The sequence below is a fragment of the Allobosea sp. GW823-FHT01F03 genome (assembly GCF_058798075.1).
The window spans coordinates 222,065-234,923 of the sequence record NZ_CM179505.1; the positions used below are offsets into that span (position 1 = coordinate 222,065).

A 12,859-nucleotide genomic window follows, 5' to 3' on the forward strand; every position below is an offset into this window, starting at 1 on the left:
CGGACGCCATTCATGAAACTCGATTTCCACATCGGCGATACGCGCTGGCGGATCGCCTGTGACGCGGCTCGGGCGCCGCGAACCCTCGCGGCGCTCAGCGCGACGCTGCCGGCGGCGCTGCAGCTGCACACGCCGAAGATCGCCGGCCAGCACATCTACTGGCACGCCCCCTTCGTCGAGGACGCCGAGGGCGGCGTCGACGTGATGGAGGCGCAACCGGGCGCCTTCCTGTACTGGCCCGCCCGGCAATTCCTCGAGCTGATCTTCGCACCGCTCCAGGCCGAGACGGCCGAGGTGACATTGCTCGGCCAGATCGAGGGCGGGCTGCCCGAACTGCAGGCGCTCGGCCTGCGCCTGCGCGAGCAGCACGGGCGCAGGCTGTTCTCCGGCGGCCTGACGCATGCCGAAACCGCCCCGCCGGTGAGCGCCGCTGCCCCGCCGCTGCCGGCAGACCTCGTCGCCATCAGGCAAAGGCTCTGGAGCGCCTCGCCGGCCGATATCGAGACCCTGCTGGCCTCGCGCGCCACCATGCACCCGGCCGGACCGCTCTTCCTCGCCGAGTCCGAGGCCCGCATCCTGCACGAATTGCTCTGGTGGGTGCGCGGTGGCCTTGCGACGGAAGAGGCGCGCGTCTCGCGCCGCATCGCCGCTGTCGCCTGCAACAAGGCCGCAACGAGGCTGCGCGATTTCTGCCATCTCGGCGAGAGCGCGGCGGCGATCTTCGCCCTGGAGGCGGCGTTCGGCCGCGAGGAGATTCCGCTCGCCGAACTGACCGACGAGGCAATCCTCTGCGCCGGCCGGCTGGCGGCCTGGCTCGACCTGCGCATTCCGTGGTCGGCGGTGAACGAGGCCGCGAGATCGGCTCTCGACGAGGCCGGCACCGAGGCGAACGCGCCATGAATACCGGGCTCGCCTCCCTTCCCGATGGCGGGGCCCTCGCCTACACGGTCCGCGGCGAAGGCCCGGCGCTCGTGCTGATCTCGGGCCTCGGTGGGCTGGCCTCGTTCTGGAACGCCTTCGCCGAGATCTGCGCCCCGCATTTCCGGGTCGTCACCTATGACCATCGCGGCGTCGGCGGCTCCTCGGCTCTGGAAGGGCCGACCAGCATCGCCGCGATGCGCGAGGACCTCGTCGGCCTGCTCGACCAGCTCGGCATCGCCTGCGCCGCCATCCTCGGCCATTCCACCGGCGGCGCGATCGCGCAGAGCCTGGCGCTCGCTCATCCCGAACGCGTCTCGCGGCTGGTGCTGTCGGCGACCTTCGCCCGCCCTTGCGCCTATATGCGCCGCCTCTTCGCCGGGCGGATCGAATTGCTCGACCAGCTCGGCATCGACGCCTATCGCCGCCATGCCGCGACGCTGCTCAACGCCCCTTATTGGCTCGATGCGAACGACGCCGTCGTCGAAGCCGAGCTGCGAGCAGCCGCAGCGCGCTCGAAGCCAACAGATGCCGCAGTGGTGCGCGAGCGCATGCTCGCCGTGCTCGGCCACGACGCCCATGACCGGCTGGCGCAGATCGCCGCCCCGGTGCGCGTCGTGGTCGCGGCCGACGACATCGTGACGCCCGCCTATCTGTCGCAGCGCCTCGCGGACGCGATCCCACAGGCGGAGCTGCGGCTGCTGCCGCGCGGCGGCCATTACGCCATGCGGGCGGAGCCCGCGCTCTACCGCGACGCGGTGCTGGATTTTCTGCGCGACGGGCTCCCCGCCGCCGAGACGAGGACATGATCATGGACATCACCCCTGAGCGCGGGCCGATCGGCGTCGTCGGGCTCGGCACGATCGGCCAGCGCTGGGCGGCGACCTTCGCCCATCACGGCTACGAGGTCTCCTGCTACGATCCCGACCCGGCACGCTGGGAGGCGTTCCAGGCGCTGCACCCGGCCCTGATCGACGATCTCGAGCGCCTGGCGCCGGCGCGGGCCGCGCGCGGCCCTATCCGCTTCTCGACCGATCTCGGCAAGGCGCTGGCCGGAACCGCCTTCGTTCAGGAATCCGGCCCCGAACGCCTCGACCTCAAGCAGGATCTGCTGGCAGGGATCGAGCGGCATGTCGGCGAGAACGTGGTGATCGCCTCCTCCTCCTCGGCGCTGCTGGTCTCGGAGATGCAGGCGAAATGCACGCGGCCGCAGCGCGTCGTCCTCGCCCACCCGTTCAACCCGGTCCATCTGATGCCGCTGGTGGAGATCGTCGGCGGGCGCGAGACCTCTCCTGAGGTCGTCGAGCAGACGCGCGCCTTCTACGAGGCGCTCGGCAAGAAGCCGGCCGTGCTGCGCAAGGAGGTCACCGGGCATCTGGCGCTGCGCCTGATGGGCGCGATGTGGCGCGAGGCGATCGCGCTGGTCGAGAGCGGCGTCGCCAGCGCCGAGGATGTCGACCGCGCCTTCTGCTACGGGCCGGGCCCGAAATGGACGCTACAGGGCTCGTTCATCTCGAACCACCTCAACGCCGACGGCATCGAGTCCTTCCTGACCAAATACGGCAAGACCTATCAGGACATCTGGGACGATCTCGGTGATGCGAAGCTGCAGCCGGAGACGATCACGCGCGTCTCGCGCGAGGTCCGCGAGGCGATCGGCGAACGCAGCGATGCCGAACTGCGCGACCAGCGCGATGCCGGGCTCGTCGACCTGCTGCGCGTGATGACGCAGCGCGCCGCCCTCTGAGGACAGCAACGGGAGCCCCCGCATGGCCACGGACTTTCCCTACCGTACAGCCCTCGTCACCGGCGCCTCGCGCGGCATCGGAGCCGCGATCTGCCGCCGCCTGACCGGGCTCGGCATGAGCGTCTACGGCGTCGCCCGCAGCCGCGAGGCGCTCGACGGCGTCGTCGACGAGCTCGGCGTCCTGCCCGTCATCGCCGATGTGCGCGACCCCGACGCGATCGTCGCCAGCCTCGCCGGCGCCGAGATCGACGTCCTCGTCAACAATGCCGGCATGGTCGCGACGGTGAAGCCGCTCTACGAGCAGAGCGCCGAGGAGATCGCCGAGACGATCGCGGTCAACCTGACCGCGCCGATGCTGCTGATGCGCGCCCTGCTCGGCGGCATGGTCGCGCGCCGGCGCGGCCATGTGGTCAACATCACCACCACGGCGGCGCGCGGCGTGCTGGCGGGGACCTCGGCCTATGGCGGCGCCAAGGCCGGCCTGTCCCATGCCTGCCGCTCGCTGCGCTACGATCTGGCCGGCAGCAATGTCCGGATCACCGATCTCGCACCGGGACGCGTCGAGACCGAGATCTATCTGCGCGCCTTCGGCGGCGACCGCAGCAAGCTGCACGACACGATGTACGGCAATGTCCGGGCCCTGCAGCCGCAGGACATCGCCGAGACCATCGCCGCCGTGCTCAGCCTGCCGCAGCATGTCGACGTCACCGAGATCGAGATCTCGCCGACCGACCAGGCCGTGGGCGGCCATGTCTTCAAGTCCGTGCAGGGCTGAGCCGCAGAAGCGTTCAGGCGCCCCGGTCGACCGGGGCGCCATCGGTCAGCTTCGCCAGCACGGCGTCGCAGGCCAGTTGCCAGCTCGCCTCGACGCCTTCGGCCGTGAGGACCTGCAATCCGCATTCGGTGATGCCGCCCGGCGTCACCAGGCTCTGCAGCAGAGCCTCGCCGGTTTCGGGCCGTTCGGCGATCATCCGCCCCGCGGCGACGAAGGTCTCGGCCGCCAGGCGCCGTGCGGCATCCGGCGCCATGCCATGGGCCACCGACCAGTCGCGGCCGAGGCCGATCAGCATCTGCGCCCAGCCATAGATCGCGGCGCTGACGGTCGCGGTCTCGAACTCGGCCTCGTGCGAGAGCGGAATCACCGAGCCGAGCCGCTCCAGCAACGGCCGGAGCGCCGGCAGATCGGGATAGACGGTCGTCGGGCTCGCCCCGAGCGAGGAGGCGGTCAGCGGCATGATCCGCGCGACCTGCGCCGGCGCCGCGGCCGCCCGAAGCGCGTTCAACTGCACGCCGGCACAGGCCGAGACCAGAATCTGGCCGGAACGCCAGCCGAGGCCGGAGACCGCTGCAACCGCGTCGCAGGGGCGCGTCGCCAGCAGGACGATATCGGCCACCGCCACGAGCTCCAGATTATCCGTTGCGAGATCGATCCCGTGCCGCGCCGCCAGTTCCGGGCCATAGCCGCGCGACGACAGGACGAGTTCCGACGCCGGCAACCCGCTGCGCAGGAGACCGGCGATGATCTCCTGTGCGAGATGGCCGACGCCGAGAAAGCCTATTCTGGTCATAATGCATCCATGAGTGCACACACCACCGGGCGGGTTTGCGATCGGTGGTTGATTTTTGGCCGCGACACCATTTGAAACGTCGAGCGTCGTGAGGCCGCGAACGTCGCGGCAGCAGATCGGCCGTAAAGAGAGGCGGAATGCCGGACACCGCAAAGGCTCCCAGCGTCGACCCCGACAAGACGGGCGTGAAATCCATCGCGCCGCGCCGCGCGGCCGACAGCGCTGAACGCGCCTACAAGGCGATCCGGCAGCAGCTGGTCGAATTCAAGATGCGACCCGCGGAGCGAATCAACGAGGTCCATCTCGCGCAGATGCTCGATCTGTCGCGCACGCCGGTCCGTGAGGCGCTCAACCGGCTCGCCTCCGAAGGCTTCGTGGTGTTCACGCCCAATCGCGGCTTCTGCTTCCGCGGCGTCGACATCGACGACCTGCTCGACCTGTTCGAGATGCGCTCGATCATCGAGACCGGGGCCTTCGCCCTCGCCTGCGAGCGCGCCGACGAGGCCGGGATCGCCCGGCTCCAGGCCTTCTGGGCCGATGCCCGCGTCCGCTACGAGAACAAGGATCCCGACGAGATTCTCGAACTCGACGAAGGCTTTCACGTCCATCTCGCCGAGCTCGCCAACAATCCCGAGATCGTCCGCCAGCTGATCGGCGTCAATGCGCGCATCCGCTTCGTCCGCCGCGTCCAGATCGAGAACGGGCCGCAGCACTGGAGCCTGGTCGAGGATCACAGCCGCATCGTCCAGGCGATCGTCGACCGCGACCGCGACCGCGGCATCGAGATCCTGCGCAGCCACATCTCGCTGACCTTCGCCGAAGCCCGCGCCGTGCTCAAGGAAGCCCTGCTCAAGATCTTCCTGCCCGAGCAGTCCACACCGCGCCGCGGACGTTCCCGCGCCCGGAAATAGTCCGACGCCCTCGGCCTCGCCATATTCCGGACGGTGACGGCAGGCCCCGGCCAAGGCTGGCGCCCGCCACGTCCCTTTCGTTGCCGCACTCTGTCCAGGCATTGAATTCAAAGCGCTTTTCTTCATTCCATCATGGCTGGCCGAGACAGGGCTGACATGGCTTTGCTCCGCATTTCACCAACCGGGACCAAGCCTTGCGCAGAAGCTGAGCAAGAGATCGCCAAAAGTGCCTGTACAACTGCATGCACTTATGACACGGTCTAGCCATCGGGGAAATCCCGCCTCGCATGGAACCTTTGCCGGATGCGCGACCACGTCCTTGGGCTCGACCACATCGTCATCGCCGTGAGCAATCTCACGGTGTCGGCCGAGCGCTGGCAGGCCCTCGGCTTCACGGTCTCGCCACGCGGCCTGCACAGCGACTATCTCGGCACCGCCAACCACACGATCATGTTCGAGGACGACTATGTCGAACTCCTCGGCGTGCTCGCCGCGACCGAATTCAACGCACCGACGCGCGCCTTCCTGGCCGACGGCGCGGGGCTGGAACGCCTCGCCATGCGGACCGACGACGCCGAGGCCGGGCTGGCCGCGCTGAAGCGCGACGGCTTCGAGGGCAGCACCGGGCCCTTCGAGTTCCGCCGCCCCGTCGATCTCGAGGGCGGCCGCACCGGCGAGGCCGGCTTCCGCATCTTCCAATGGCCGCTTGAACCGGCGCCGGGTGGGGCACGCCTGTTCGCCTGCCAGCATCTCACCCGCGAGACGGTCTGGCTGCCGAGCCTGGTCGAACATCGCAACGGCGCCCGCGCCCTGAAGCGCATCGAGATCGTCGCCGCCGATCCGCGTACCGAGGCCGAGCTCTGCGCCCGGCTGCTGTCGCTTTCGGTCGGAGAGCGCGACGGCGCCTGCACGGTCGCGATGCGGCCACGCGGAGCGGATTTCGTCTTCGTCGATGCCACGCGGTTCGCGCAGCGCTGGGGCCGCAATCCCGGCGACGCGCTGCCACCCTGCGGCGTCGTGCTCGCCTGCGACGACTTCGCCCGCGCGCAGCCCTTCGCGGAATGGACCGGACCGGGGGGCCTGCCCTGCGCCGCCGTCGACGGGGCTCTGATCGGCTGGGAAACGGCACCACGCCGGCCCGACTGACCGGCGGCCAGACAGAATTTCACAAGCAACCGCAATAATGGAGGGGACTATGACTGCAGGACATCCGACCCGGCGCCATCTGCTCGCCAGCGCCGGCGCCCTTGCGCTGGCGGCCGCCTTGCCCGCCGGCGCCTTCGCCCAGGAGCCGAAGCGCGGCGGCACGATCACGGTGCACATGCCGCAGGAGCAGCGCATCCTGAACCCGGCCCTGCGCGCCTCGACGGGCGTCTATGTCATCGCCTCCAAGATCATGGAGCCGCTGGTCGACCTCAACGAGAAGGGCGAGCTCGAGCCGATGCTGGCGACGAGCTGGGAAGGCTCGCCGGACGGCAAGACCATCACCATCAAGCTGCGCGAAGGCGTGAAGTGGCATGACGGCAAGCCCTTCACCTCGGCCGACGTCCAGTACACGGCGATGGAGCTGTGGAAGAAGCACCTGAACTACGGCACGGCGCTGCATTCGGCCCTCGAGGCGGTCGACACGCCGGACGCGCATACCGCGATCTTCCGCTACAGCCGCCCGATGCCGATGGACCTGTTCATGGGCGCGGCGCCGGACCTCGGCTACATCGCGCCCAAGCACATCTACGAGGGCACCAACATCCTCGACAACCCGGCAAACGTCGCGCCGATCGGGACCGGGCCGTTCAAGTTCGCGCAGTATGAGCGCGGCCAATACGTCATCGCCGAGCGCAACCCGGACTACTGGCGCAAGGGCTATCCCTATCTCGACAAGATCGTCTGGCGCTTCATCACCGACAAGGCCGCCGCGACCGCCGCGATCGAGGCCGGCCAGGTCCATATGAGCAACTACTCCTCGCTGCCGCTGGCCGATATCGACCGGCTCGGCAAGGATCCGCGCTTCGAGGTCTCCTCGCGCGGCAATGAGCGCCAGCCCTTCCAGAACACGATCGAGTTCAACCTGCGCCGCAAGGAGCTCGCGGATGTGCGCGTGCGCCGCGCCATCATCCACGCGGTCGACACCGACTTCTTCATCGAGAACTTCCTGTACGGCAACGGCAAGCGCGCCCATGGGCCGATCCCGTCCGTCTCGACCAATTTCTACAAGCCGGGCGCGCCGGACTATGCCTTCGACGTCAAGAAGGCGAACGCGCTGCTCGACGAGGCCGGCTTCAAGCGCGGCGCCGGCGGGGTGCGCTTCTCGCTGAAGATGCTGAGCCCGCCCTTCGGCGAAGACATCCCGCTCTGGTCGACCTTCATCCAGCAGTCGCTGCAGCAGGTCGGGATCAAGGTCGAGCTCCAGCGTCCGGACGCCGCGACCTATCTCACCGCCGTCTATCGCGACTGGGATTACGACCTCTCGACCGGCTGGCACATCTATCGCGCCGACCCGGCGATCAGCACCATGGTCTGGTACCGCTCGGGCAGCCCGAAGGGCACCGCCTTCACCAACCAGTGGGGCTGGGTCGACCCCAAGGCCGACAAGATGATGGACGATGCGGCCTTCGAGATCGATCCCGCCAAGCGCAAGGCGGCGTATCCGGAGATCGTCAAGCTGCTCAACACCGAAGTGCCGCTGTGGATGGCGACGGAACGCCAGTTCATCTCGGTCACCAGCAAGAAGCTGAAGAACCACCACAACAATCCGCGCTGGCCGTCGAGCCACTGGGCGGATCTGTGGATCGAGTCCTGAGCGGACGCACCGGAGCGGCCTGTCCCTGGCGACCGGCCGCTCCGGGCCTGACGAACGCCTTTTGACAAGCACCGCTTGGCGATCTCGGATGGCCCGCCTTGTGCGGCCATCCCGGCTTGCTCGGCGCTGGAAGAGCACGCCATGCAAATTCTGAAGCTGGCCGGACGACGGCTGATGAGCAGCGTGCCGACGCTGCTCATCCTGCTCGCCGGTTTGTTCATCCTCCTGCAGTTCGCGCCCGGCGACACGGTCGATGCGCTGATGGCGCAGATGGGCGGCGGCGACCCGGCGCAGGCGGCGGAACTGCGGCGCTTCTACGGGCTGGAAGGCAGCGCCGCGGTGCGCCTGCTCGACTATCTCTGGCGGCTGGTCCGGCTCGATCTCGGCTTTTCCGCCATCTACAACAAGCCCGTCGCCACCGTGATCCTGGAGCGGCTGCCGGCGACGCTGATGCTGATGTTCTCGGCGCTGAGCTTCGCCTTCTTCGCCGGCATGGTGCTCGGCATCGTCTCAGCGCAGCGCGTCAATGGCTGGGCCGATACGGTGATCTCGCTGCTCGGCCTGCTGTTTTACGCGACGCCCTCCTTCTGGCTCGGCCTGATGAGCATCGTCGTGTTCTCGATCTGGCTGGCCTGGCTGCCGCCGGGCGGGTTCTACGAGATCGGTTCGGGCGCGACCGGCATCTGGCTGGTGCTCGACATCGCCCGCCATCTCGTCCAGCCGACGATCACGCTGGCGCTGATCTTCCTCGCCATCTATCTGCGCATCATGCGCGCCTCGATGCTCGAGGTCTCGACCCTCGACTTCGTGCGCACGGCGCGGGCCAAGGGCCTGACCCGCGGCGAGATTGTCCGCAAGCATGTGCTGCGCAACGCGCTCCTGCCGATGGTGACGCTGATCGGCCTGCAGGCCGGCACCATGCTCGGCGGCTCGGTGGTGATCGAAAGCGTGTTCTCGCTGCCCGGCATCGGCCGCCTCGCCTATGAATCCGTGGTGCAGCGCGATCTCAACACGCTGCTCGGCATCGTCTTCGTCTCCGCCATCATGGTCATCCTCGTGAACTTCATCGTCGACCTGATCTATGCGCGGCTCGACCCACGCATCGCGGCGGGAGCCTGAGCCATGAAGGCCCTCAAGCATTTCCTGATGAGCCCGGCCGCGATGTTCGGCCTCCTGCTCCTCGTCGGCATCGTCGGCCTCGCCCTCTTCGCCGACCTGCTCTATCCGCGTGATCCGCTCGGCCTCGCCGGCCGGCCGCTGCAATGGCCAAATCCCGCCGGCCGCTTCCTGCTCGGCACCGACGCCTCGGGCCGCGACATCGCCGCCCAGATCGCCCATGGCGCCCGCACCACCCTGCTGATGGGCGTCGTCTCGACCCTGATCGCGATCGCGATCGGCATCGTGGTCGGCGCCGTCGCCGGCTTCTATGGCGGGCTGACGGACGATGTGCTGATGCGCCTGACCGAGGCCTTCCAGACGCTGCCGAACTTCATCCTGCTGCTCGTCCTCGTCGTCGTGGTCGGCTCCAACATCACGGCGGTGACGATTGCGATCGGCGTCGTCTCCTGGCCGGCGGTGGCGCGGCTGACCCGCGCCGAGTTCCTGACGCTGCGCAACCGCGAATTCGTCCAGGCCTGCCGCACGCTCGGCCTGACCAATCGCTGGATCATCTTCCGCGAGGTGCTGCCGAACGCGCTCGCCCCGATCATCGTCTATGGCAGCGTCGTGATGGCGACCGCGATCCTGCTGGAAAGCGCCCTCGCCTTTCTCGATCTCTCCGATCCGAACATCGCCTCCTGGGGCAATCTGATCGGCCAGGGCCGCAAGGTGCTGCGCAGCGAATGGTATGTCTCGGCGATCCCCGGCGTCGCCATCCTCCTGACCATCCTCTCGGTCTCGCTGGTCGGCCAGGGGCTGAACGACGCGCTCAATCCGAGGCTTCGCAACCGATGAGCGCCGCTGAGATGAACGCCTCCGCCCCGGCTCCGCTCGTCCGGATCGAGGACCTCACCATCGCCCTGCCCAAGGGCGCCGACCGCCCCCATGCGGTCGAGAACCTGGCGCTGACCCTGAACGCCGGCGAGATCGTCTGCGTGGTCGGCGAAAGCGGCTCGGGCAAGTCGATGACCGCCTCGGCCCTGATGGGGCTGCTGCCGCCGATGCTGCCGATCCGCGGCGGCAGGATCATGCTCGGCCAGCGCGACATCGTCCGCCTGTCCGAGGACGAGATGCGGGCGATCCGCGGCCCCGAGATCGGCATGATCTTCCAGGAGCCGATGACGGCTCTGAACCCGCTGCGGACCGCCGGCGACCAGATCGCCGAGATGTTCCGCGCCCATACCGATCTGCCGAAGGCCGAGATCGAGGCGCGCGCCCTCAAGCTGCTCGACGAGGTCGGCATTCCCGAACCGGCCTCCGCCTATCGCGCCTATCCGCACGAGCTCTCCGGTGGCCAGCGCCAGCGCGTGATGATCGCGATGGCGCTGGCGCTCGAGCCGAAGATCCTGATCGCCGACGAGCCGACGACGGCGCTCGACGTCACCATCCAGGCGCAGATCCTCAAGCTGATCCGCGACATCCAGCGGCGCACCGGCATGTCGGTGCTGTTCATCACCCATGATTTCGGCGTGGTCGCCGAGATCGCCGATCGGGTGATGGTGATGCAGCACGGCAAGGTGGTCGAAAGCGGCAGCGCCGCGGCCGTTCTGGAGAACCCGCAGCACCCCTATACCAAGGCGCTGATCGCGGCCGTGCCGAGCCTGACGCCGCCGCCGCCGCGCACGCTGCCCGACCGCAGCATCGCGACGGTGAGCGACCTCTCCAAGACCTATCGCAGCGGCGGAGGCTGGTTCGGCCGCAAGCAGCGCGTGACCTATGCGGTCAAGTCGGCGAGCATCGCATTGCCGAGCCAGGCGACCCTCGGCATCGTCGGCGAGTCCGGCTCGGGCAAGTCGACGCTGGCCCGCTGCATCGTGCGCCTGCTCGACCCGGACCAGGGCGCGATCGAACTCGACGGCGTCGATTTCGGCAAGCTCCAAGGCGAGAGCCTGCGGCGCCACCGCCATCTCGTCCAGATGGTCTTCCAGGACCCCTACGCCTCGCTCAATCCGCGCCGCACGGTCGGCGACCTCGTCACCCAGGGCCTGATCGCGCGCGGCACGAAGCATGGCGTGGCAATGGCGCGGGCCAAGGAGCTCTTCGCGCTCGTCGGCCTCGACCCCAGCGCCACCGACCGGCTGCCGCACGAATTCTCCGGCGGGCAGCGCCAGCGCATCGGCCTCGCCCGGGCCCTGGCCCTCGAACCCAAGGTGCTGGTCGCGGACGAAGCCGTGTCGGCGCTCGACGTCTCCGTGCAGGCGCAGGTGCTCAAGCTGCTGGTCGAACTGCGCGACAAGCTCTCGCTCTCGATGATCTTCATCACTCATGACCTGCGCGTCGCGGCGCAGATCTGCGACCGGATCGCGATTATGCAGCGCGGCGAGGTCGTCGAGCACGGCGTGACGGCCGAGATCTTCGCCGCGCCCCAGCACCCCTACACCCAAAGGCTGCTCTCGGCCGTGCCGGGACGAGCCAACTGACGGAGCCTTGCGCCATGAGCGAAGTCCACGAACCCGGCGAGACCTTCGTCGTCCAGCCCGGCACCGCCACCAGCTTCTGGCAGCCCGTGCCGGCCAACGGCCATATCGAGGTCGCGCTCGACCCGTCCAAGGTCAAGATGGACAACCCGCTGGCCTTCGGCACCCAGACCGTGCCGCCCGGCGGCTATGTGCGCGAGCACAGCCATGACCGCCATGAGGAGGTCATCTACTTCATCAAGGGCAAGGGCCGCGCCGTGCTCGACGGCAAGGACGTCCCGGCCGTGCCCGGCACGGCGATCTTCGTCGGCAAGAGCCGCCGCCACATGTTCATCAACGACGGCACCGAGGATTTGCACTGGGTCTGGCTGATCGTGCCGAACGGTCTCGAGGACTTCTTCCGCCTGATCGGCCGTCCGCGCTCGGCCGGTGAGCCCGCGCCGGAGAATTTCCCGCGGCCCGAAAACGTGCTCGAGATCGAGCGCCAGACGGTCTTCGCGGCCCAGCCCGCCGACCAGCGCAAGCCCTGACGGAGGCTGGAATGGCGAGCGAGCGGCGCCTGGCGCTGATCGGCTTCGGCACGATCGCGCGCGACATTCACGCCCGCCTTGGCGGCGAGGGCTTCGCCTTCGCCTGCCTGCTGCGACCGGGCTCGCCGAGCCGGGCGAGCCTGCCCGCCAGCATCGCTGCCCAGGACAGCCTTGGCGAGCTGCTGGCCTGGCGCCCCGACCTCGTGGTCGAGGCCGCGGGCCATGCCGCCGTCGCCGAGACCCTGCCGCAGGTGCTCGCCGCCGGCATCCCGGCGCTGCCGGCCTCGACCGGTGCGCTCGCCGACGATGCCCTGCTCTTGCGCCTCGGCGAAGCCGCGCAGAAGGGTGACGCCCGGCTGATCGTTCCCTCCGGCGCGGTCGGCGGCCTCGACTATCTCGCGGCGCTGCGCGAGACGCAGGACGCTGAAGTCCGCTACACCTCGCGCAAGCCGCCGGCTGCCTGGAGGCCGGAGCTCGCAGCGGCCGGCCTCGCCGAGAAGGCCGCGCAGGCCGAGATTGTGCTCTACGAAGGCACGGCGCGCGAAGCCGCCAAGCTCTATCCGAAGAACCTCAATGTCGGGCTGACGATCGCGCTCGCCGTCGGCCATGACCGGCTCTCGGTCAGGATCGTCTCCGACCCGGCCGCGGCCGGCAACACGCATGAGATCGAGGCGACGAGCGCGCTCGGCACCGCGCGGATGAGCTTCGTCAACCTGCCCTCACCCGCCAACCCGAAGACCTCGGCCCTGACGGCGGCGAGCCTGACCGCCGCGATCCGCCGCCAGTTCGATCGCATCGCGATCTAGCCGG

13 protein-coding genes are annotated in these 12,859 nt (G+C 68.9%); 12 read left to right on the plus strand and 1 reads right to left on the minus strand.

Annotated features, from left to right (window positions below; genetic code table 11):
- The first annotated feature begins 12 nt into the window (after window positions 1-12).
- From AC3RCC_RS01020 to AC3RCC_RS01035, 4 genes are read left to right on the plus strand one after another with little or no spacing between them, the layout of a single operon-like run.
- Window positions 13-900: a hypothetical protein gene (locus AC3RCC_RS01020; RefSeq protein ID WP_492257325.1), complete on the plus strand. Its 888-nt coding sequence runs from the start codon at window positions 13-15 to the stop codon at window positions 898-900.
- Complete coding sequence (locus AC3RCC_RS01025; protein ID WP_492257326.1) at window positions 897-1,727, plus strand: alpha/beta fold hydrolase; 831 nt, start codon at window positions 897-899, stop codon at window positions 1,725-1,727. Before AC3RCC_RS01020 ends, AC3RCC_RS01025 begins: the two co-directional genes overlap by 4 nt.
- 2 nt (window positions 1,728-1,729) lie before the next feature.
- A complete protein-coding gene (locus AC3RCC_RS01030) occupies window positions 1,730-2,665 on the plus strand; it encodes a 3-hydroxyacyl-CoA dehydrogenase NAD-binding domain-containing protein (protein WP_492257327.1) in 936 nt (311 codons plus the stop codon).
- Window positions 2,666-2,687: 22 nt separating this feature from the next.
- The gene (locus AC3RCC_RS01035) at window positions 2,688-3,440 is read left to right on the plus strand and encodes an SDR family oxidoreductase (RefSeq protein WP_291648161.1); all 753 of its coding nucleotides are present in this window, start codon (window positions 2,688-2,690) and stop codon (window positions 3,438-3,440) included.
- 13 nt (window positions 3,441-3,453) lie between these two features.
- Here AC3RCC_RS01035 and AC3RCC_RS01040 read toward each other — a convergent pair whose 3' ends face one another.
- A complete protein-coding gene (locus AC3RCC_RS01040) occupies window positions 3,454-4,233 on the minus strand; it encodes a pyrroline-5-carboxylate reductase family protein (protein ID WP_492257328.1) in 780 nt (259 codons plus the stop codon).
- Between the two features lie 137 nt (window positions 4,234-4,370).
- Here AC3RCC_RS01040 and AC3RCC_RS01045 point away from each other — a divergent pair, with 137 nt between their 5' ends.
- The 8 genes from AC3RCC_RS01045 (at window position 4,371) to AC3RCC_RS01080 (ending at window position 12,855) form a co-directional block, all read left to right on the plus strand.
- Entirely contained in the window at window positions 4,371-5,144 is a 774-nt protein-coding gene (locus AC3RCC_RS01045) for a GntR family transcriptional regulator (RefSeq protein ID WP_291638678.1), read from the plus strand.
- A 303-nt stretch (window positions 5,145-5,447) separates the two neighbouring features.
- Window positions 5,448-6,290 (plus strand): VOC family protein, encoded by an 843-nt coding sequence (locus AC3RCC_RS01050; protein WP_291648157.1) that lies wholly within the window; start codon window positions 5,448-5,450, stop codon window positions 6,288-6,290.
- Window positions 6,291-6,339: 49 nt separating this feature from the next.
- Complete coding sequence (locus tag AC3RCC_RS01055; RefSeq protein ID WP_291638676.1) at window positions 6,340-7,944, plus strand: ABC transporter substrate-binding protein; 1,605 nt, start codon at window positions 6,340-6,342, stop codon at window positions 7,942-7,944.
- 141 nt (window positions 7,945-8,085) lie between these two features.
- On the plus strand, window positions 8,086-9,063 hold the full coding sequence (locus tag AC3RCC_RS01060) for an ABC transporter permease (RefSeq protein ID WP_291638675.1): 978 nt from the start codon (window positions 8,086-8,088) through the stop codon (window positions 9,061-9,063).
- Window positions 9,064-9,066: 3 nt separating this feature from the next.
- Complete coding sequence (locus AC3RCC_RS01065; RefSeq protein ID WP_291638674.1) at window positions 9,067-9,897, plus strand: ABC transporter permease; 831 nt, start codon at window positions 9,067-9,069, stop codon at window positions 9,895-9,897.
- Window positions 9,898-9,908: 11 nt separating this feature from the next.
- On the plus strand, window positions 9,909-11,522 hold the full coding sequence (locus tag AC3RCC_RS01070; protein WP_492257329.1) for an ABC transporter ATP-binding protein: 1,614 nt from the start codon (window positions 9,909-9,911) through the stop codon (window positions 11,520-11,522).
- 14 nt (window positions 11,523-11,536) lie between these two features.
- Window positions 11,537-12,049, plus strand: coding sequence for a cupin domain-containing protein (locus AC3RCC_RS01075; RefSeq protein ID WP_291648151.1), 513 nt, complete (start codon window positions 11,537-11,539; stop codon window positions 12,047-12,049).
- Between the two features lie 11 nt (window positions 12,050-12,060).
- The gene (locus AC3RCC_RS01080) at window positions 12,061-12,855 is read left to right on the plus strand and encodes an aspartate dehydrogenase (protein ID WP_492257330.1); all 795 of its coding nucleotides are present in this window, start codon (window positions 12,061-12,063) and stop codon (window positions 12,853-12,855) included.
- Window positions 12,856-12,859: the final 4 nt, after the last annotated feature.

What these genes read in the sequence shown, in the direction of transcription:
- AC3RCC_RS01020 (WP_492257325.1), top strand. Translation starts at nt 13, where the DNA reads ATGAAACTCGATTTCCACATCGGCGATACGCGCTGGCGGATCGCCTGT.
- AC3RCC_RS01025 (WP_492257326.1), top strand. Translation starts at nt 897, where the DNA reads ATGAATACCGGGCTCGCCTCCCTTCCCGATGGCGGGGCCCTCGCCTAC.
- AC3RCC_RS01030 (WP_492257327.1), top strand. Translation starts at nt 1,730, where the DNA reads ATGGACATCACCCCTGAGCGCGGGCCGATCGGCGTCGTCGGGCTCGGC.
- AC3RCC_RS01035 (WP_291648161.1), top strand. Translation starts at nt 2,688, where the DNA reads ATGGCCACGGACTTTCCCTACCGTACAGCCCTCGTCACCGGCGCCTCG.
- AC3RCC_RS01040 (WP_492257328.1), bottom strand. Translation starts at nt 4,233, where the DNA reads ATGACCAGAATAGGCTTTCTCGGCGTCGGCCATCTCGCACAGGAGATC.
- AC3RCC_RS01045 (WP_291638678.1), top strand. Translation starts at nt 4,371, where the DNA reads ATGCCGGACACCGCAAAGGCTCCCAGCGTCGACCCCGACAAGACGGGC.
- AC3RCC_RS01050 (WP_291648157.1), top strand. Translation starts at nt 5,448, where the DNA reads ATGCGCGACCACGTCCTTGGGCTCGACCACATCGTCATCGCCGTGAGC.
- AC3RCC_RS01055 (WP_291638676.1), top strand. Translation starts at nt 6,340, where the DNA reads ATGACTGCAGGACATCCGACCCGGCGCCATCTGCTCGCCAGCGCCGGC.
- AC3RCC_RS01060 (WP_291638675.1), top strand. Translation starts at nt 8,086, where the DNA reads ATGCAAATTCTGAAGCTGGCCGGACGACGGCTGATGAGCAGCGTGCCG.
- AC3RCC_RS01065 (WP_291638674.1), top strand. Translation starts at nt 9,067, where the DNA reads ATGAAGGCCCTCAAGCATTTCCTGATGAGCCCGGCCGCGATGTTCGGC.
- AC3RCC_RS01070 (WP_492257329.1), top strand. Translation starts at nt 9,909, where the DNA reads ATGAACGCCTCCGCCCCGGCTCCGCTCGTCCGGATCGAGGACCTCACC.
- AC3RCC_RS01075 (WP_291648151.1), top strand. Translation starts at nt 11,537, where the DNA reads ATGAGCGAAGTCCACGAACCCGGCGAGACCTTCGTCGTCCAGCCCGGC.
- AC3RCC_RS01080 (WP_492257330.1), top strand. Translation starts at nt 12,061, where the DNA reads ATGGCGAGCGAGCGGCGCCTGGCGCTGATCGGCTTCGGCACGATCGCG.